16 protein-coding genes are annotated in these 20441 nt (G+C 42.9%); all 16 read left to right on the top strand.

Going from position 1 to position 20441, the window contains the following annotated elements; genetic code table 11:
• Window positions 1–1359, top strand: a 1359-nt coding sequence (locus tag J6I68_RS13065; protein WP_292220963.1) for a glycosyltransferase, incomplete at its 5' end; no start/stop codon positions are given.
• Window positions 1359–2552, top strand: a complete 1194-nt coding sequence (locus J6I68_RS13070) for a glycosyltransferase (RefSeq protein ID WP_292220965.1) — start codon at window positions 1359–1361, stop codon at window positions 2550–2552. The genes J6I68_RS13065 and J6I68_RS13070, both read left to right, overlap by 1 nt.
• Complete coding sequence (locus tag J6I68_RS13075; RefSeq protein WP_292220967.1) at window positions 2549–3649, top strand: glycosyltransferase; 1101 nt, start codon at window positions 2549–2551, stop codon at window positions 3647–3649. Before J6I68_RS13070 ends, J6I68_RS13075 begins: the two co-directional genes overlap by 4 nt.
• A 3-nt stretch (window positions 3650–3652) precedes the next feature.
• On the top strand, window positions 3653–5596 hold the full coding sequence (gene asnB / locus J6I68_RS13080; protein ID WP_292220968.1) for an asparagine synthase (glutamine-hydrolyzing): 1944 nt from the start codon (window positions 3653–3655) through the stop codon (window positions 5594–5596).
• 12 nt (window positions 5597–5608) lie between these two features.
• Entirely contained in the window at window positions 5609–7132 is a 1524-nt protein-coding gene (locus J6I68_RS13085; protein ID WP_292220970.1) for an MBOAT family O-acyltransferase, read from the top strand.
• A gap of 14 nt (window positions 7133–7146) precedes the next feature.
• Entirely contained in the window at window positions 7147–8244 is a 1098-nt protein-coding gene (locus J6I68_RS13090) for a hypothetical protein (RefSeq protein WP_292220972.1), read from the top strand.
• Window positions 8225–9442 (top strand): glycosyltransferase, encoded by a 1218-nt coding sequence (locus J6I68_RS13095; RefSeq protein WP_292220974.1) that lies wholly within the window; start codon window positions 8225–8227, stop codon window positions 9440–9442. The genes J6I68_RS13090 and J6I68_RS13095 overlap by 20 nt, the downstream gene beginning before the upstream one ends.
• Before the next feature lie 2 nt (window positions 9443–9444).
• Window positions 9445–11340, top strand: coding sequence for an asparagine synthase (glutamine-hydrolyzing) (asnB, locus tag J6I68_RS13100; protein WP_292220976.1), 1896 nt, complete (start codon window positions 9445–9447; stop codon window positions 11338–11340).
• A gap of 56 nt (window positions 11341–11396) precedes the next feature.
• On the top strand, window positions 11397–12269 hold the full coding sequence (locus tag J6I68_RS13105) for an alpha-1,2-fucosyltransferase (RefSeq protein WP_292220978.1): 873 nt from the start codon (window positions 11397–11399) through the stop codon (window positions 12267–12269).
• Window positions 12270–14045 carry an ABC transporter ATP-binding protein gene (locus tag J6I68_RS13110; RefSeq protein WP_292220979.1) on the top strand — a complete coding sequence of 592 codons (1776 nt, stop codon included), beginning with the start codon at window positions 12270–12272 and terminating at the stop codon, window positions 14043–14045.
• 22 nt (window positions 14046–14067) lie between these two features.
• A complete protein-coding gene (locus J6I68_RS13115; protein WP_292220980.1) occupies window positions 14068–15114 on the top strand; it encodes a glycosyl transferase in 1047 nt (348 codons plus the stop codon).
• A gap of 12 nt (window positions 15115–15126) precedes the next feature.
• Window positions 15127–15891 carry a DUF5672 family protein gene (locus tag J6I68_RS13120; protein WP_292220982.1) on the top strand — a complete coding sequence of 255 codons (765 nt, stop codon included), beginning with the start codon at window positions 15127–15129 and terminating at the stop codon, window positions 15889–15891.
• Complete coding sequence (locus J6I68_RS13125) at window positions 15888–16943, top strand: glycosyltransferase family 2 protein (RefSeq protein ID WP_292220983.1); 1056 nt, start codon at window positions 15888–15890, stop codon at window positions 16941–16943. The genes J6I68_RS13120 and J6I68_RS13125 overlap by 4 nt, the downstream gene beginning before the upstream one ends.
• Window positions 16940–17896, top strand: coding sequence for a glycosyl transferase GT17 family protein (locus J6I68_RS13130; protein WP_292220984.1), 957 nt, complete (start codon window positions 16940–16942; stop codon window positions 17894–17896). The genes J6I68_RS13125 and J6I68_RS13130 overlap by 4 nt, the downstream gene beginning before the upstream one ends.
• A 91-nt stretch (window positions 17897–17987) precedes the next feature.
• Window positions 17988–19079 (top strand): hypothetical protein, encoded by a 1092-nt coding sequence (locus J6I68_RS13135; protein ID WP_292220985.1) that lies wholly within the window; start codon window positions 17988–17990, stop codon window positions 19077–19079.
• Window positions 19072–20439: a DUF3329 domain-containing protein gene (locus J6I68_RS13140; RefSeq protein WP_292220986.1), complete on the top strand. Its 1368-nt coding sequence runs from the start codon at window positions 19072–19074 to the stop codon at window positions 20437–20439. Before J6I68_RS13135 ends, J6I68_RS13140 begins: the two co-directional genes overlap by 8 nt.
• Window positions 20440–20441 lie beyond the last annotated feature (2 nt).

A 20441-nucleotide genomic window follows, 5' to 3' on the forward strand; every position in this document is an offset into this window, starting at 1 on the left:
TATAGGAATATGGACAGGGACAAGATACAGTTTGATTTCCTTGTCCACTATTCACCTGAAAAAACAGGAAAGAAGAGTCCGACTTCTGATGAACTGATGGCAGTTCGAGAGCCGGACTATTTTGATAATAGCGTACATAAATTAGGGGGCAGGATATTCTGTCTTCCCAAGTTTACAGGTACCAATATCGTTGAGTACAGAACTGCAATTAAGCGCTTTTTTGATACTCATCCCAATGAGTGGAAGGTTGTCCAGGGCCACATGACAAGCACTGCGTCAATTTATCTTCCTATTGCGAAAAAAGCAGGAATACCAGTATGTATCGCTCACTCAAGAAGCGCCGGCGTAGACAACGGTATCAAGGGCTTTGCCACAAAGTTTTTGCGCAGTCCTCTTCACAAGGAAGGCATAACTGATTACAATTTCGCCTGCTCAAGTGAAGCCGGGCTTTCAGTTTTTGGAAAAGAGCTTATGGACGCAGGAAAGGTCAGGATAATCCCCAATGCCATTGACCTTAAGCGCTTTGCCTACAACGAGGAAAAGAGAAATGCCATCAGGCAGGAGCTTGGCGTATCAAACGCCATAGTCATCGGTCATGTTGGCAGCTTTAGATATGCTAAAAATCACGAGTTTTTGCTGAATGTCTTTGCACAGGTATGCAGGCTCCTTGATAATGACGACCTCAACCAGTACAGCATGATGCATGGTATGAAGATCAAGCTTTTAATGCTTGGAAGAGGACCTTTGATGGAGGAGATGATGAAGCTCTCTGACAAGCTTCACATCAAAGACAGGTGCATCTTTGCAGGAAATAAGTCCAATGCCAGCGACTACTACCAGGCAATGGATTACTTCTGCTTCCCTTCAAGATATGAAGGACTTCCTGGAAGCGTTGTGGAGGCTCAGGCAGCAGGACTTCAGTGTCTTGTATCTGACACCATCACCAAAGAGGTTTGCGTAACCGAGCTTGTATCTGTTCGCAGCATAACTTCCCAGCCCCGCGACTGGGCAAGAAAGATCTTAGATGATCTGATGCTCAGGGAAGATTATCAGCCGGATGCACTTATGGAGGAGATCAAGGTCAATGAGACCTTCACCAAGATAGCAGGCGAAAGGCGTGAGAGCGTATTTGAACAAGAGGATGCTCCTGACATTGATATGCTGGATAATGGCACAGGATTTGAAGCCTTAAACATCCCTGAAGCAGCTCCCAGCCATCACCACAGAGCCATTGAGTATTCAATTGGTGACAGGGCCCAGAGCAGTGACTACATACTTGGCAAGCTAAAGGCTGCAGGTTTTGATGTTAAGTCCCAGGCCAAGATGATGGCCTACTTCTATGAGAGAGGACATTTTTAATGGGTTCTTTGGAAAAGAAAAATCTCATGCTGATAGTTCCTATGCTGCATCAGGGCGGATTTGAGAGAGTCTGTGTCAAAACAGCAAGACTTTTGCAGGACGTCTACAATGTCCATATTCTTTTGTTTACAAAAAAGGACATGCACTACGATGTATCTGGTCTTGATGTGATAGACATTGATGTGCCAGCAAGGGATGGCAAGGTTAATAAAGTTGTAAACCTTATAAAGAGAATAGGTAAGGTCCGCAGGATCAAAAAGGACCTTCACATTGACTATTCTTACAGCTTTGGATCATCTGCCAATTATGTCAATTCTCTTTCGGGCGTGGGAGAAGTTCTTTTGACAGGACTAAGAGGTCAGGTTGATCTTGAAAATCCATCTCAGATAAAGCTCTTTACAAAAAAGTCTACCTGTGTATTGTCCTGCTCCAAGGATATTGTAAGGCAGCTTTCAGAGAATTTTGGTTATGATAAGAGCCTTTGTATATACAACCCTGTTGATATTAAGGAACTTGAGAATAAGGCAAAAGAGCCTGTAACTGACTTCCCGTTTCAAGGAGATGTACAGGTCATTTCCTGCATGGGAAGAGATGACTATCAGAAGGGCACCTGGCATCTTGTTAAGGCCTTTTACCTGGCTTCGAAAAATAACGACAGGCTCCGTCTCCTTATCCTGGGAGATGGCCCATGGACTAATTACAAAAAACTTGTTGAAGCCTATAAAATCTCAGACAAGGTGGCCTTTATGGGAGCTAAGCCCAACCCGTTCCCATATGTTATAGCCTCAGATCTTTATGTGTGCCCCAGTAACCATGAGGGATTTCCCAACGCTGTTCTGGAAGCTATGGCCCTTCAAAAGCCTGTCATTTCAACGGATTGTAAGACCGGACCAAGGGAAATCCTATTATCAGATAAAGAGTATAAGTCCCTTTCTGACAAGCAGGGGCTAAATAGCATAACAGAGCCTGTTCGCGGCGATTATGGTATACTAGTTCCAAATGTAGATGAAACAGAAAACTTTGATCCGGACTTTATCACAAAAGAGGAAGAGATGCTCTCTAAAGAGATTGAGAGCATAATGGCAGATAAAGAGGTGCTTTCGGATTATGCGAAAAGAGCCTATGAAAGAGCAGGACTCTTTTCACCGGAGCAGTATAAAGAGAATTTGATCAGGATTTTTGAAAGCCTATGAAGACAATAGCATTTCACGTAAGCAGCCTTGCCCAGGGCGGCGCAGAGCGAGTAGTGGCAAATCTTGCAAACAGGTTTGCACAGGATGGCTTTAACGTCTATGTGGCAACAGAGGAGTACGGGAATAATGAGTTTACCCTTGATCCAAAGGTAAAAAGGATCCATGTGGGACTTAAAGAAGAGGACGAAAAGAAAAACAGGATAGTTAAATTCCTTATCAGGGTGAAATACTTAAAGAGCTTTGTCAAAGAGTATAAGCCCGATGTCCTTGTGGCCTTTGCTCACAGATGTAACTACAGGGCTCTGATGGCAGCAGGTAATAGCAATGTCCCTGTGGTGATATCCATAAGGATCAACCCTGTTGGCTACTATGATGCATTTTCAGATACTGTTCAGATAAAATGGCTGTTTCCAAAGGCTGCCGGCTGTGTTTATCAGACTAAGGAGCAGAAGGACTGGTTTAAGCCATATCTGCAGGATAATTCCCGTATCATCATGAACCCCATAAATCCCAAGTACTTTGGAAATCCACTTCCAAAGGTCAGGGAAAAAGCAGTTATGCATCACGCAAGGCTTGTGGATTTTAAAAATCAGCCAATGCTTGTAAGGGCGTTTTTAAAGGTTCATGAAAAACATCCGGATTATGTTCTTAAGATCTTTGGTCCTGATTCCGGAGACGGAACAAAAGAGATCTTAGAGAAACTCATCCGTGATAACAATGCGGAAAGCTATGTTCTTTTAATGGGCGCCAGCAGCGACCTTGAAAAAGAGATACCAAAGGGAGAGATATACGCATATTCTTCGGACTATGAAGGAATGCCCAATTCTCTTTTGGAGGCAATGGCCATGGGAATGCCTGTGGTATCAACAGACTGCCCATGCGGCGGGCCAAGAGCGGTTATCCGCGATGGCGAAAATGGATTCCTTATTCCGGTTGGGGATGAGGATGCCCTTACTGACAGGATGAACAGGCTTATAGAAGATAAGGAGCTTTCAAAGCGCTTTTCAGAAAATGCCAGAAAGATAGAAGATGTTGCCAGCATGGAGGCAATCTACAAACAGTGGAAAGACTACCTTGAAGAGGTTACCAGTAAATAAACTATGTGCGGAATAAGCGGCTTTTTTTCAAAACGAGATATATCTTCAGAAGAGCTTCGGATCATGAACGACACTATGTATCACAGAGGCCCTGATGACAGCGGAGTTGAGATCTATGAAGGCACAGGTGGCTACCGTATAGGTTTTGCCCAGAGGAGACTTGCGATACTTGACTTATCTCCCTTGGGGCATCAGCCTATGCACTCCCACAATGGAAGAGTATCAATAGTCTATAACGGCGAGATTTACAATTTCCTTGAGCTTAAAGAGGAGCTAACAGACTACCCTTTTAAGTCAAGCTGTGACACTGAGGTTATCATTGCAGCATACCTTAAGTGGGGCATTGACATGGTGGATCACATCAATGGAATGTTCGCCATGGCTATCTTCGACAGGGAAACAGGAGATGTTTATCTTATAAGGGACAGGATAGGCAAGAAGCCTCTGTACTACTGGCTCGATGGAGAAAACATTGTGTTTGCTTCTGAGCTTAAGCCTATCATGAAGTGTCCTGGCTTTAAGGGCGAGATAAGACGCCAGATCATACCAAGATATCTCTACAATCAGTATATTGCAGCTCCGGAAACCATCTTTACAGATGTGTACAAGCTGGAGGCTGGTGGAATACTTAAGTTCAATAGCGGAAACCTCAAGAAGTGGAAATACTGGGATATTAAAAAGGTTTACCAGGAGATGTCTAGGGATAAGGTTGGAAGCTACGAAGAAGCCAAGGAAGGTTTAAAAGCAAGACTTCAGAAGGCAGTAGTATCAAGAATGATCGCAGATGTACCTCTTGGAACATTCCTTTCAGGAGGCTATGACTCATCCCTTGTGACAGCTATGGCCCAGGAGTTTTCTAACGAACCGGTCAAGACCTTTAGTATTGGTTTTGATGTGCCACAGTTCAACGAAGCTGAGCATGCCAAAAAGGTATCAGAGTACCTTGGCACTGACCACACAGAAATCTATATTTCTGAAAGAGAGATGTTTGATCTTGTAAACAGCATCCCTCAGTATTATGATGAGCCTTTTGCAGACAGCTCACAGATACCTTCAATGCTTGTCAGCAAGCTTGCGAAAAAAGATGTCACAGTTGCCCTTTCAGGTGATGGGGGCGATGAGTTCTTTTGCGGCTACAATGTTTACGACAATGTATGGCAGGCCCAGATGCTGGACATCCCAGGTGCTATCGTTAATGGCATAGGCCAGATCCCGTTTGGAAGCGGAAAACTTCTTGATAAGATGCCCTTCAGGGTAAGGGTTGTGGCAGGAAACAGAGACCCTGAGACCAAGACCCAGCTTGTTTCCGAGGGCTATGTAAGAAGCTCCCACGCTTTTATATCAGGAAGGCAAGAGCTTGATATGCCTGTATCAGCTATGGAGTATCTAAATACAGATTTTAACCTAGGAATAAATGAAGCACCGGTTCTGTATCCCACAGAGTCTCTCTATGGAGTGGGTAACTTCCAGGTAAGGAGAATGCTCCTTGATATGGACACATACCTTCCTGATGACATCTTAGTCAAGATGGACAGGGCATCCATGAAGTACTCTTTAGAGAACAGATGCCCGATCCTTGATAAAGAGGTAATGGAGTATTCATTCAGGATTCCCCACAAATTCAAGTATTACCATGGAGACAAGAAGCATATCCTTAAGGATATTGCCTATGACTATATTCCAAGAGAAATGCTTGACAGACCCAAGACCGGCTTTGGGGTTCCTCTTGATAACTGGATGAGAGGACCATTAAAGGAGGCTCTTTTGGATTATTCCGAGAGCTCATACCTTAAAAAGCAGGGAATATTTGATGTTAACTTTGTCAGCAGATTTATTAACGACTATGTTGTAAAGGGCGATGGTGGTCCTGCAACCGGAGCTAACTTTAGTAAGGTTGCCTGGTCATTCTTTGCCTTCCAGCAGTGGTACAACTACTATATGGAGTGAGGAACTTAGCAGATGCAGTTTAATTCCTTTATCTTTATACTGTGCTTTCTCCCTCTGACTGTAGTCTTTTACTTTGGGCTTAACAGCCTGGGGAAAAAGAAGCTGTCGCAGGCTTTTTTGCTACTGATGTCCCTGTGGTTTTATGGCTACTTTAATGCAAGCTACCTGCTTGTTATCTGCAGCAGTATCACCGTTAATTTCCTGCTCTCAAGGGCCATGGAAAAAGTGGGTGATAGGGAGGGCAGGAAGAAGGGGCTTTTAGTACTTGGGATATTATTTAACGTATCCCTGATTTTCTATTTTAAGTACTACGACTTTTTTATCTCCAATATCAACGCGGTCTTTGGAAGCGACTTTGTGCTTAAGGACATAGTTCTTCCTTTAGGGATCAGTTTTTTTACCTTCCAGCAGATTTCCTTTATTGTGGACTCCTACAGGGGTGAGACCAAAGGGTATTCGTTTCTTGAATATGCCCTTTTTGTGGCGTATTTCCCCCAGCTGGTTGCTGGTCCCATAGTCCTTCACTCTGAGCTTATCCCACAGTTTCGTGATGAGAGAAAAAGAAAAGTCGATTTTGATAATCTCTCCAAGGGCATAATGCTCTTTTCAAGGGGCCTTGCCAAGAAAGTCCTGATCGCAGACACTTTCGGGGCAGCGGTTACCTGGGGATTTGATCATGCAAATATCTTTGTTGGTGAGGACGCCCTTAGATTCTATGAGATCATCATCGTGATGCTCTCTTATACCTTCCAGATTTACTTTGACTTTAGCGGCTACAGCGACATGGCAACGGGACTTGGGTGCATGTTCAATTTCAACATCCCAATGAACTTTAACTCGCCCTACAAGGCCCTGTCCATTGCAGATTTCTGGAAGAGATGGCACATGACCCTCACAAGGTTTCTTACCCAGTACATCTACATCCCCCTTGGTGGCAACAGGAAGGGGAAGGTCAGGACCTATATAAATATAATGATCGTCTTTTTAGTGAGCGGTATCTGGCACGGTGCCAACTGGACATTTATCCTGTGGGGTATCATTCACGGGCTTGGGCAGTGCTTTAACAAAGTGACAAGTGGCTTTAACAGGAAGATAATGGAAGTGGCAGGTAGAGGCAAGCTCGGATTTCTTTTCACCGGCGTTATAAAAGCCATAGAGTGGGCAGTGACCTTTGCCTTTGTTAACGTGGCGTGGCTCCTTTTCAGGGCTGATTCTGTATCCCAGTGGATAAGCATATTAAAAAGGCTTGGAGTTCATTACTATGACACCAGGTCAGAGCTTCTTGACTGCTTCAGGATCCCCAAGCTTACCTATGTGTTTGAAGCTCTTGGAGTTCCAAACGCCGATGATGTTGTATTAAAGCTTAGCCTGTATGGCGTGATGGCACTGGCATTTATCATATGCCTTTGCTTTAAGAATAACTATGAGAGAGAGTATAAGAGAAACTGGTGGTCCATGGCGTTCACGCTGCTGATCCTGGTTGCATCTGTTCTTTCTCTTAGCAGGATATCAACCTTCCTGTATTTTAACTTCTGATAAAAGAGATGACTATGACCGGTAAGAAATGGTTTGGAACTTTTTTAATACTGTTTATGGCTGCTTTGGTGCTTGTGGGAAGCGTGGTGGCTTATGTGGATCCTTTCTTCCACTACAGGGCTCCAAGGGACTTCTTTTTCTACAAGCTCTATGATCAGAGATCCCAGAACGATGGCATTACCAAAAACTTTGAATACGATGCCATGGTAACTGGAACATCCATGGCTGAGAACTTTAAAACATCGCAGTTTGATGAGCTTTTTGGCACTGACTCTGTGAAGATCATCTATGCAGGTGCAACCTACAAGGAGATCAATGACAACATAAGAGTCGCCTATGAAACCGGACATGCACTTAAGTACGTGTTCAGACCCATCGACTATTCACTGCTCCTTAGGGATAAGGATGAGATGAGGATGGACATGGGTGAATACCCTGTATGGCTCACCAATAAAAATATCTTTGATGATGTTAAGTACCTCTTAAACCGTGATGTTATTGTAAGCTATACTCTTCCTGCAATTGCCAAGTACTTCATGGGAGCAGAACCCGGTGTTACATCCTTTGATGAATACAGCTACACCGGAGATGAGAACGATTATTCAAGGGATTCAGCTTTAGATGGCAGAAACGGAAAGAGCTTTGGAGAGCCAGTAGAGACCTTTGAGGCAACAAATGATGAGATACTGATGACGTATGCAAACGTGGACCAGAACATCGTTTCACTTGCAAAAGAGCATCCGGAGACTACCTTTATTTATTTCTTCCCGCCATATTCCATGGCCTACTGGGGCGGACTTAGGGAAGAAGGGGAGCTTTCTAAATACTTAGAGCTCATTAAGATATCTGCAGCTGCTATGCTTGAGTGCGACAACATCCACGTTTACAGCTTTGCCTATCAGCTTGATGTTACAAGTGATCTTGAAAACTATCGTGATGTGGCTCACTACAGCCCTGAGATAAATGACCTTATAGAATCAGAAATCGCTGCAATTGAAAACGGCGGAATAAGCGCAGATAAGTGGAATCTACGTATAACCACAGATAACCTTGATAGCTTCTTTGACGGACTTTATAAGCTTTTGGAGAACTATGACTACAACTCGCTTTGATGGAAAAAAGCATATTGCCATGTATATTGGCTCCCTTCAAAAGGGTGGCGCGGAAAGGGTTATGTGTAACCTGGCGGACTACTTTTTTGAAGAGGGCTATAAGGTGACTCTTGTAACCACCTACCTGGCTGTAGAGGAGCACGACGTAAGACATGCAGCCTGGAAAAGAGTTCCTGCAGGGGCAGACGGCGCAGAGCTTGTCATGGACATGGATGAAAATCCTGCATGGGTTGACCCAAAAGGCGGCGAAGCTGGCGGAATAGAGAGAGTCTTTTCAGCTCTCCTTAAGTCAGAACAAAAGGACCGCATTACAAACTTCAGGCTCCGCCACAGTAAACTGCGACAGGTCTGGAAGAAGATAGATCCGGACCTCATTCTTAGCTTTAGTGGCAAGAATAATATAATGGCGCTGTCCACTGCCACAAGAGATGGCTATAAGGTTGTGGTATCCTGCAGAGCTGATCCTGATATAGAGTACGGCTCAAAGAGTATGAGAGCAGCCATGCTGGCTACCTTTGGAAGGGCAGCAGGAATAGTTGTCCAGTCAAATGGAGCCAGGGACAGGTTCCCATCTTTCATACAAAAGAAATGCACCATTTTGCCAAACTCCATCAATCCCTCATTTATGAGAAAGAGATATATTGGAGAGAGGGAAAAGAGCATAGTCATGGTGGCAAGGCTCCATTTCAACAAGAACCATGCAATGGTCATGGAGGCCTTTAAGGAAGCTACTGAAAATGATCACAAGGATTTTAAGCTGATCTTTTACGGAGATGGTCCGGAGAGAGCAAAGCTCCAAAGGCTTTCGGTTTCTCTGGGAGTGGAAGATAGGGTGATCTTTAAAGGCAATGTGACGCATGTTGCTGAGCATATAGAAAAGGCCATGATATTTATCCTGGCTTCAGACCATGAGGGAATGCCCAATTCTCTCATTGAGTCCATGTCTTTAGGGCTTGCCTGCATCTCAACAGACTGCCCCTGCGGCGGTCCAAGAGATCTTATAAGGAATGGCGAAAATGGGATCCTTGTGCCAGTTGGGGACAAGAAGGCCATTGCTGAAGCTATAAAGCGTCTCATAGAAGACGATTCTTACAGAGAACTGTTAGGAAATAACGCAACTAAGCTTCAGGAGAGACTATCTCCTGATGTTGTAAATGGAATGTGGAAAGAATACTTTGAGAGAGTAATGGGTTCATAACTATGTGTGGAATAGCTGGACTTATAGGCTATAAGGGTGATCAGCATGCTGTCATAAAAAAGATGAACGACAGGATGTTTCACCGTGGCCCCGATGATGGTGGAAGTTATATAGACGAAGGAAACAAAGTGGCTCTGGGACACAGGCGACTTGCTATTGTGGACCTTTCAAAAAACGGAGCCCAGCCCTTTGTGTCCGCCAGCAAAAAGTCAGTGATGGTCTACAACGGAGAGATCTATAACGCTGGCACCATCAAGGAAAAACTGATCAAGGATTTTGGAGAGAGTCTTAAGTTTAGAAGTACCTCTGATACAGAGATACTACTTGAGGCCATAGAGAGATATGGCGCCGGTACAGCTCTTTCCATGTGCAAGGGAATGTTTGCTCTTGCAGTTTATGACAAGGATTCTGAGACAGTAACTCTTGCCAGGGACAGAGTTGGCGAAAAGCCTTTGTACTATGGCACAGTTGCTGGCGCTTTTGCTTTCGCATCAGATATTGGGTGCCTTCCTCAGATTGACGGCTTTGACAATGAGATAAATAGTGACGTACTTGATATTTACTTTGAGGACGGTTATATTCCTGCTCCTTATTCTATTTACAAGGATATCTACAAGCTTGAGCCAGGTAAGATACTTATCGTTGATGTCAAAAGCCTGACAACAAAAAAGATAACCTACTGGTCCATGAAGGAAGTTGCCAAAAGGGGACAAAGTAACCGCTTTAAAGGCTCTTTTGAAGAAGCATCCCTTGAACTTGAAAGACTTTTAAAAGAGTCCATCAAAGGCCAGATGATCGCAGATGTACCTTTGGGAGCCTTCCTGTCAGCGGGAATAGACAGCTCTACTGTTGTATCCCTGATGCAGGCCATCTCTCCAGGTAAAGTGAAGACCTTCACCATTGGAATGGAAGATGAGAAGTACAACGAGGCAGTCTATGCAAAAGAGATTGCAGCCCACCTTGGGACAGAGCACACAGAAAAATACATAACAGAAAAGGACGCCAAGGAAGTGATCCCAAAGCTTTCCTTTATGTTTGGAGAACCCTTTGCGGATTCATCACAGATCCCTACATTCCTTGTAAGCCAGATGACAAGGCAGCATGTTACGGTGTCACTATCTGGTGACGGTGGAGACGAGCTCTTTTGCGGATATAAATCCTATGAGTCAGTAAGCCGCGTCTGGAACAAGATAAAAAAGATACCTTACCCTCTAAGGAGAGTCGCATCCAAGATAGTGACAAACACGCCGCTGTCAAAGGATGAAGTGTCTTATCTGAAGGGTTTGTATCTTGGGGCGAAAAGCCCATATGAGCTTCACAAGCTTGAACACGAGGAAGATGAGATCTTTAAGCACATCGCAAAAAAGAAGGGCAAAGCCATCTATAAGTGCATGGATATTCCTGCTAATTTCCTTGGGGAAGTAAATCATGAGGTAATGCTGATGGATATGCTCCTTTATCATCCTGATGACATTCTTGTTAAGGTGGACAGGACAGCCATGGCAGTGTCTTTGGAAACCAGGGTTCCTATGCTTGATAAGGACGTTGTTGAATTTGCCTGGACACTGCCGATCGAGTACTTAAAGGAAGGTGATACAGGTAAGAGGATCCTTAGGGACGTGCTCTACAGGTATGTTCCCAAGGAAATGATGGAAAGACCAAAGAAAGGTTTCTCAATTCCCATATCCAAATGGCTCATGGAAGATGACCTGAGAGAATGGGCTGAGGATCTTCTTGACAGAAAGAAGATTGAACAGGCAGGGATACTTGATGCTGATGTCGTAGAACAGATATGGCGCGACTTCACTGACAGAGGCAAGTACAGGATCCAGATATGGTACATTTTGATGTTCCAGCTCTGGTATGAAAATGAAGGTCCGGGAGCAAAATCCACATAAATTTGTGCTGGTACAGGAACTAAGGTATAATATATGGGGATTTTTTCGGAGGAATTATGATTATTATTCAGCTCAAGGGCGGGCTGGGCAACCAGATGTTCCAGTACGCTCTTTACAGAGAACTACTTCATAGAGGTAAAGAGGTCAAGATTGACGACGTTACGGGATTTGAACACGACAAGCTCAGGATCCCTGTTTTAGACCGCTTTGGAATTGAATATGAGAAGGCAACTCATGAAGAGGTTGTAGCTATCACAGATTCCAAGATGGACATCTTTAGCCGCATAAGGCGTAAGTTAACCGGCCGCAAGACAAAAGAGATCGTTGAGGTTGAGGGAATCTTTGATCCACAGATACTAGAGCTTGATGAAGCGTATCTTGTTGGCTACTGGCAGTCTGAGAAGTACTTTACTTCACCGGAAGTTATAGAGCATCTTCAGGAGACTTTTTCAAAAAGGCCACAGGAGATCATGCATGATTCAGTCAGCTGGACTACTCTTCAGCAGATCGAGTGCTGCGAGTCCGTCAGCATCCATGTAAGGCGTACAGACTATCTTGACGCAGAGCATATCAAGATCCACAATCTGTGCTCAGAGACTTACTACAAGAACGCTATCAGCATGGTAAGACAAAAGCACCCCAACGCAGTGTTCTTTATCTTCACCGACGATAAGGAGTGGTGCAAGGAACACTTTAAGGGACATAATTTTATCAACGTAGAGCTCCAGGAGGGAGAGTTTACCGATGTAGCAGACATGCTCCTTATGAGCAGGTGCAAGCATCATATCATGGCCAACAGTTCATTTAGCTGGTGGTCTGCATGGATAGGTGATACTCCGGAGAAAATGGTCATCGCTCCAGCAAAATGGATCAACAACAGGAAGATGGATGACATCTATACTGAGCGAATGACGAAGGTGGCAATTTAAATGGATCTTTTGAAAAAGATTAATTATATATTCGACAGAAAACAAAGAGGACAGCTTGTACTTTTAGCTGTCCTTATACTCATTGGGGGTGTAGTTGAAACGCTGGGCGTATCAATGATGATCCCTGTTATTTCAGTTATCTTAAAGCCTGAATCTCTTCACAGGCAGATAGACAAGTATCCGGTTCTTAAAAGTCTTATAGAAGGGCTGGGACTGGATAATGATCTTAAGCTTGCAAGTGCTCTTTTGATCCTTCTGATATTCTTGTTTATTTTCAAAAATCTGTATCTTTTGTTTTTGGTCTACAAACAGAATACGTTCATCTCCCGTGCCAGAAACGACATGATAAGCAGAGTTATGAGGGAGTTCTTAAACAGGCCTTATGAGGATTATCTTGGAGCAGATATTCCAACTGTATTCAGAATTACAGACAGTGATATCCCAAAGACATTTACTTTAATGCTGTCTATTTTGTCACTTACTACAGAACTTGTGGTTTCAATCTGTCTTGGAATAGTTCTTTTGTTTGTAAACTGGCAGATGACTGCACTTATCTTATTGGTTCTTGTTATTCTCACTCTGATCATAACCAGAATATTAAAACCAAGGCTCAACGTGATCGGCAGAAGGAATCAGGAAACCCAGTCCAGGATCGCAAAATGGAGACTTCAGGCTATATATGGCCTTAAGGATGTAAAAGTGCTCAACAGACAGGACTTTTTCATTCGCAACTATTACGAACAGGGCAAAATTGGAGCTGATATAGATAGAAACTATATCGTAATGAACAATATCCCAAGGCTCCTTATTGAGACAGTGTTTATTGCTGTAGTTCTTTTGTATGTGCTGTTTTATCTGCTGAGCGGAGGAGATGCTACTGCACTGCTTCCACAGATCACAGCATTTGGAATGGCAGCACTTCGTATCATGCCATCAGCAAACAGGATCAACACATACCTTACACAGATAGCATACAATCAGTACAGCCTTGATTTCGTTTATAACAACCTTACAGAGTCCATGAAGACTGATAAAGCAATGCGTGCAGAAAGAGCTGCTATTGCAGGGCCAGCTCTTCATCTGGAAAAAGAGATCCAGATGAAGGATATTGTTTTTGCTTATCCTGATTCTGATGTAAACATATTCAGTGGCGCTAACATGACCATTAAAAAGGGACAGTCTGTAGGACTTATGGGACCTTCAGGTGCAGGCAAATCCACAATTGTGGATATTCTTTTGGGACTTCTTCATGTTAAGTCTGGTGAGATCCTGTGCGATGGAAACAACATCTTTAGCAACTATGAATCCTGGCTTGCTCAGATAGGTTATATTCCTCAGTCCATTTACCTTGTTGATGAATCTATAAGAGAGAACATCGCCTTTGGTATTGACGCAGAAGAGATAGATGACGACAGGATCTGGGAAGTTATGGAAGAAGCTCAGCTTGCTGAGTTTGTTAAGACTCTTCCGGAAGGCCTTGATACCAAGATCGGCGACAGAGGCGTAAGACTTTCTGGCGGACAGAGACAGAGGATTGGTATTGCCAGAGCTCTTTATCACAACCCTGAGATCCTGGTATTTGATGAGGCTACAAGCGCTCTTGATAATGAGACGGAGGCAGCAGTAATGGAGGCCATCAACAGCTTCCATGGCCGTAAGACTATGGTTATCATAGCCCACAGACTCAACACAATTGAGAACTGTGATGTTATCTACGAGGTCAAGGATGAGACCATAACACCAACAACTCTTGAGGGAAGAGCAGTTATACACTAAAGGAGGAGCCTAGGAAAGAACTATGATAGGAACCGAGTTTATCCCGGGCTACGGACTGGGGAATCAGCTTTTTTTCTATTTGACTATAAGATGTCTGGCACTGGAAAAGGGCCTTGATTTTGGATTTGTAAATCCAGGACAGATTGGAAATGTAGTGCAGTCGCAAAAAGGGCTGTATTTCATGGATCCCATAGAGATGGGAAAAGAGATCACTAGGGATGAGATGAAGGACTACACGATATATCATGAAAAGGAAGAGCGCCTGTTTATGGGGAATTCTAAGCATGATATGTCTCTTGGATGTTATATTAGCGGCGCAGATAAGGACCTTTTAAATGTTTCTGATGGAACTCTTATCTACGGAAATATGCAGGCTCAGGAGTACTTTGAAAAATATAGGGATCAGATAAGAAACTGGCTTCACGTAAAAGAAGAGGCAGAGTCTTATGAATACACAGCGGATGATCTTTGCATTATCAACATAAGAGGAGGAGAGTACACTGATCATCCGGAGCTGTACCTTGACAGAACATATTACCTTAACGCCATCAGAAACATGAAAAAGATCAACCCCAAAATGAGATTCATGGTGGTCACAGAGGATGAGGAGTCAGCTAAAAAAGTTCTTCCTGAGTATGAGTGCCATCACTTTGATATGGGTAAGGATTACGTGACTATTAAAAATGCCCGGTATCTTATCATGTGCAATACATCTTTTGCACTTATGCCAGTTATGTCCAGCACAGAGCTTAAGATGGCTATAGCGCCTAAATACTGGGCAAGACATAATATCTCTGATGGATTTTGGTCATCAGAACAGAATATATATAGCTTTTTGACATATCAGGATAAGAAGGGAAGGCTTTTTTCGGCTGATGAGTGCAGGAAAGAGCTTGAAGAGTATAAAGTACGTTCATCTCTTTATAAAAGACGTAATAAGCGCCCTGGAAAGATAAGATATTTTTGCCAGATGATCAGAAGAAAGTGCTTATATGCGATCTTCTATTCAAAGAAGATCATAAGATCTCTTGAGAGGCGACTGGGTATTATAAAAACCTTCAGAGCCTGAAAGTGGAGCTTTATGAACAAAAAGAAATTACAGCTGCCAAGAGTGACATTGGTGGCTATGACAAGTGTAAATGTATATGAGACAGTAAGGGCAATGGAGTACAGCATGCGGGATATTGATTTTGGAGATGCTGTGCTTGTTACTGATAAAAAGCCCTGGTATCTTCCGAAAAATATCAGGTTTAGCTATACCAGTAAGCTTGATAGTATTGATAAGTTTAACTACAAGATGGTATATGAGCTCAAGGATCATATCAAGACGGACTACTGTCTTGTAGTTCATGCTGACGGATTTGTTATTCATCCAGAGAACTGGAAAGACGAATTTCTTAACTACGATTACATAGGATCTCCATGGCCACTACCTAAAAATGATTATGCTTACAGGGATAGCAAAGGCGAGATCTGCAGAGTTGGTAACAGCGTATCACTAAGATCAAAAAGACTGTTGGAATACCCTTCCAAATACAATTTGAAGTGGGAGAAGGTGTTTGACGGTTTTTATAATGAGGATATTTTCCTGTGCTGCTACCATAAAAATGCCATGGAAGAAGCTGGGCTTAGATGGGCTAGTCTGGAAACTGCTATTTTATTTGGAAGGGAACATCCGCTGCCAGAAAATAAGGGGATTGAACCTTTTGTGTTCCACAAGTGGTGGGGCGAGAATGAAGGCTACCCAAGGTTTTATAGTCCGAAAAAAAGATTTAAGATGGCAATCCGGCCGCTTTTGTTTTGGAGAAAAACCGATAAGTGGAAGAAGGAGCACGGTATCACATGAAGTTTTCAGTTATTATTCCAGTGCACAATGGGGCCAAATATCTAGCAAGTGCCGTGGATTCTGTGCTTAGACAGACTAATGAATCAGGGGTCGATGTTGATGTTGTTTTAGTTGAAAATGGTTCCAGCGATGATAGCGGAAAAATATGTGATGAATATGCAGCTACTTACAGAATAGTAACAGCCTTTCATAGAGGCAGGATCGGAGCATACTCTGCAAGACGCCTGGGAATGGAAGTGGCATCTGGAGAGTGGCTTCTTTTTCTTGATGCAGATGATGAATTATGTCCCGGAGCGATACCTGAATTATACAGGTTCCTAAGTGGTTTCTCTGACAGGCAAAAAGCGCCTGATATAGTTTTTTACAATTATGAGAGGGTGTCTTCATCAGGTAAGACCATAAGGACTTTTCCGTTTGTGCCAGCCAAGGTGTATGAGGGAGAAGATAAAAAGTTGTTTTTTGACATCATGTGTCAGGGCGACCTGCTTAACCCACTTTGGAATAAGTGTGTAAAAAAAGAACTTGCTCTGATCTCACTTGCAGAGGATGAGGATATTTTTTTAAACCACGGAGAGGATCTGCTTCAGACAGCACATTTTATTGATAGAGCAAAAAGCATATCATATCTTGATAAGACTATTTACTCTTATCGATGTGATAATCAGGGACTTACAGGAAGGTATCATAAGGAGTTTTTACAAAATCAGAAATATGCATGGGGAAAACTTGAAGAGTACGCAGAAAAATGGGCAACGCATCCTGCAGAATATGATGTGATGCTAAAAGAGAGAAAGACACTTACAACCTGTATTGCAGCAAAGACAATTGTTATGTCTGACTTGAAAAGAAGTGTGGTTTTTAGGACTCTTACAGAGCTTTTTGATGATTCTTTTTATAGGGATTATAGTACGGGAGATCTGCCGAAGTGGGCATCAGAGGAAGATGTCTTTTTTCATAAGCTTCAGTTGTGTAAAAGACCACGTAATAAGTTTATGAGCTACTTTACAAAGCGCAGGATAAAAGCTTTTATCAAAGCGAGGATCAGAAAGTGAAAGTTTACGATTGCATACCGTTCTTTAATGAACTGGATATTTTGGAGCTAAGGCTCAATATACTGGATAAGTATGTTGACAAATTCATAATAGAAGAAGCTACAATGACATTTTCCGGTCAGGAGAAAGACTTGTGCTTTAAAGCAAATAGAGATAGGTTTAAAAGATTTCTGGATAAGATAGTGTATGTAACTGTCGATGATTCGCCAACTACAGGAACTACTCATCAGAGGGATTATTTTCAAAAGAACCGTCTCATAGAAGGACTAAAGCAAGTTGGAGCTACCAGTGATGACGTGGTTATCTTTGGTGACTGCGATGAGATACCAAATCCTGTAGAGCTTGAGAGGATCATAAAGAATTTTGACAAGACTAAAGTGTATCATCTTGCCCAGCGCAATTTTTATGGCTTCCTTAACATGGAGGAAAAATCTGGTAAGCTTTTGTCAATAACAAGAGATTTTCCAGATATTGCTGATAAGGATAGAAAGTGGCTTGGAACAAAGGTGACTTCTATAGACAATATTCCCAAGGAAGGGATAGTAAGGCTTCGAGACCTATGTACTGTTACGGATGAGAATGCAGTACGTATAGCAAATGGCGGCTGGCATTTTGGATACATGGGCGGTGATCATGAGACCAACCCTGTAAAGAGGATAGGAGTTAAGGTTGAAGCAGCTGCTCATCAGGAATATAACGAGAGAGAAATAATCCTTGAGACTATGGACAGGCTTGTGCTTGGACAGGATATTTTTGGCAGGGATGCTAAGTTTGAGAGAGTGGAAATAGACGATACTTACCCTCAGTATTTAAGCAGCCACATATCGGAGTATGAACATTTGGTAATGCCAAGGATAACTATTTTTTCAAAGTGTTACCATAAATTTGATATCACCATTGGAAGATTTTTTAGAAAGGCAATTCGCAAGATAAGAAGGATTATCTTCAAATAACCATATGCTAAGTGGACTACTAACAGATGAAAACAGGAAGAAAATAAAGGATATATTCTTTTATACTGCGCTTACTTTAGAGCTTCTTCTCATGATTCTTGAAAAGAGTGAGATCAGCTTTGGCTATGAAAGCTATGTGTTCAGGGTGACATTTCTTTTGACACTGGTTGCCATGGCTCTTGTAAAGAGAGATAAAAAAGAGTGGCTTTTGGTGGCGATTCTCCTTGGGTTTACCTTTGTGTGCTATGAACTGTCCGGTAAGAACGACCTTTTAAGAGTTGCGGTTTTCCTTGCGGCAGCAAGGGATATAGATCTTAAAAAGGCCATGAAATACAGTTTTTTTGTGAGCCTTTCTGGATTTTGCCTGATAGCTCTTTTATCCATAATGAGGATACTTGGGGAAGTAGTAAGAGTAGCAGACTACGGAAGAGGAATTGCCGACGAGACCAGACTGGTACTTGGCTTTGGACATCCCAATACTTTGTTTGGATGCGTCTATGTGCTGGTTCTTATGTGGCTGTGGATATATGGTGAAAAAGCTTCACTTCTCATGCACGGCGTTACTATAGCCATATCTTTTATTTTTGCAGCATTTACCAGGTCAAGGACAGCAATTGTAGTAATGGCTATGACACTGGTTTTGGCACTGGTCATTAGGATATTTCCAAAGCTTAAGGATGTTAAGGCGCTTTACGTTTTAGAGGGAATAGTTACTCCATTTACCTGCATAGGACTTGCGGTATGGGCAGCATACCTCAGTGATATCATTTATGTGGGTCATGGCCTTAGTGAGCCATACTGGTCATTATTCTGGAAGGTTGAGGAAAAGATAAATTACCGCGTAAGTAACCTATACTACGAGGTGCCGGAGCACGGCGGGATCCTTAGGAACTGGCATCTTTTTGCGGGACATAACGCAGAAGGATATTTTGATCTTGGCTGGAACAGGCTCTTTTACTGGTATGGAATAATACCTACTGCCCTCATTGCAGTGGCTATCATACTTCTTATCTATGTCTGCTATAAAAAGCGTGATATGTGGACTATGTTGATAATCCTTTCGCTGTCCGTATATACTATAATCGAGGCAACCTATGTTACCAGATATATCGGAAGGTGCTTCTTCCTTCTGATCGCAGGAGTGTATCTGGGATACTTGTTTAAGGGGAAGATAAATGAGTGACAAGCTCAGAAAGAAGCTGTTCTATGCAGCTGTTTTAGTAAATTTCATAATGGTCACAGTATATGAGTTTCTGACTCCCAACATGTCGGATGATATTATCTATGGCGACAAGGTAGCGGAGGCAGGAAGCTTTTTCGACCTGTTTGTCCAGGAATATGAGCACTACATGGACCACACAGGAAGGAGCGTTGCCCATTTTCTTTTAAGGATCTTTCTATACATAGGCAATAAGGGCGTGTTCAACATTGCGGCGGGAGTTGTATTTGCTATCCTTTCTCTTTGCATTTACCAGTGCGTTGATTTCAAAAAAGAGTATGACATAAGGGTATATATTGGCATTTTGATACTGCTGTGGCTCTTTGACCCTGCTATCAGCAACAACGTGTTTTGGGAAACCGGAGCCTGCAACTATCTTTTTACTGCAGCTATCATGTTTGCGTATATCACTTTGTTTAAGCGGGCTTATAAAGAGGATAAGCCTGGAAGTATTGGCTTTATCGCAGGGATGTTTTTCCTTGGGCTGCTGGCTGGATGGTGCAATGAGAACTCGTCAGGTGGAGTGATCTTCATGGTGCTGGTGCTCATGTTCCTTAAGTGGCGTAAAGGCAAGGAATTCAAGGCTATAAGGTCCTGGATGGTATCTGGCCTTATCGGCAACCTTATAGGTTTTGCTATTTTACTTCTTTCTCCAGGAAACAGGTCAAGGGCAGCAGCTGCAGAGGAGGCCCACACAGGTCTTTTGGCATTTGCAGCAAGAGCTCTTCGTGTAACGCTGATATTAAAAGAAAACTATCTTGTGCTGATCCTTGTTTTTGTGGTCATTGCAATAGCTATGATCTACAGAGCAGGCTCAAAAGAAAAGTTTGTTCCTGCAGCTTTTAATATGCTGCTTTTTGGCCTTGCATTTTTGGTCACAAGTTATGCCCTAGTGGCTGTTCCTGATTCCCAGCTTCGCACTTACTACTGTGCAAGCCTGTTTCTTATGACGGGAATTGCAAACGGCTTTAGCTGGATGGTGAATAAGGGATTTTCAGAGGACCTTTTGCAGATCGTGGCAACATCCCTCATTACAGTTTTTTCCGTGCTGTTTTTGTTTTCATATATTGAGAACGGCGCCAATCTTGCAAGGATCAAGAGAGAGTTTGATGAAAGAGACGCCTACCTTACAGATATCGCCAAGGGCGATGAGATGTATGTTGAAGCGCCAATGCTAAGGCCTGAATGGGACAACAGATATTCAATGGCATATGTCTCCGACATCTGTGAAGATAAAGAAAACTGGCTGAATCTTAGCTATGCTCAGCACTATGGCCTGTGGTACATAGTTGGTGTGGACAGAGAAAGCTGGACAGGATACTGATA

This window comes from Butyrivibrio sp., assembly GCF_017940685.1.
In the GTDB taxonomy this organism is placed as follows: Bacteria; Bacillota; Clostridia; order Lachnospirales; family Lachnospiraceae; genus Butyrivibrio.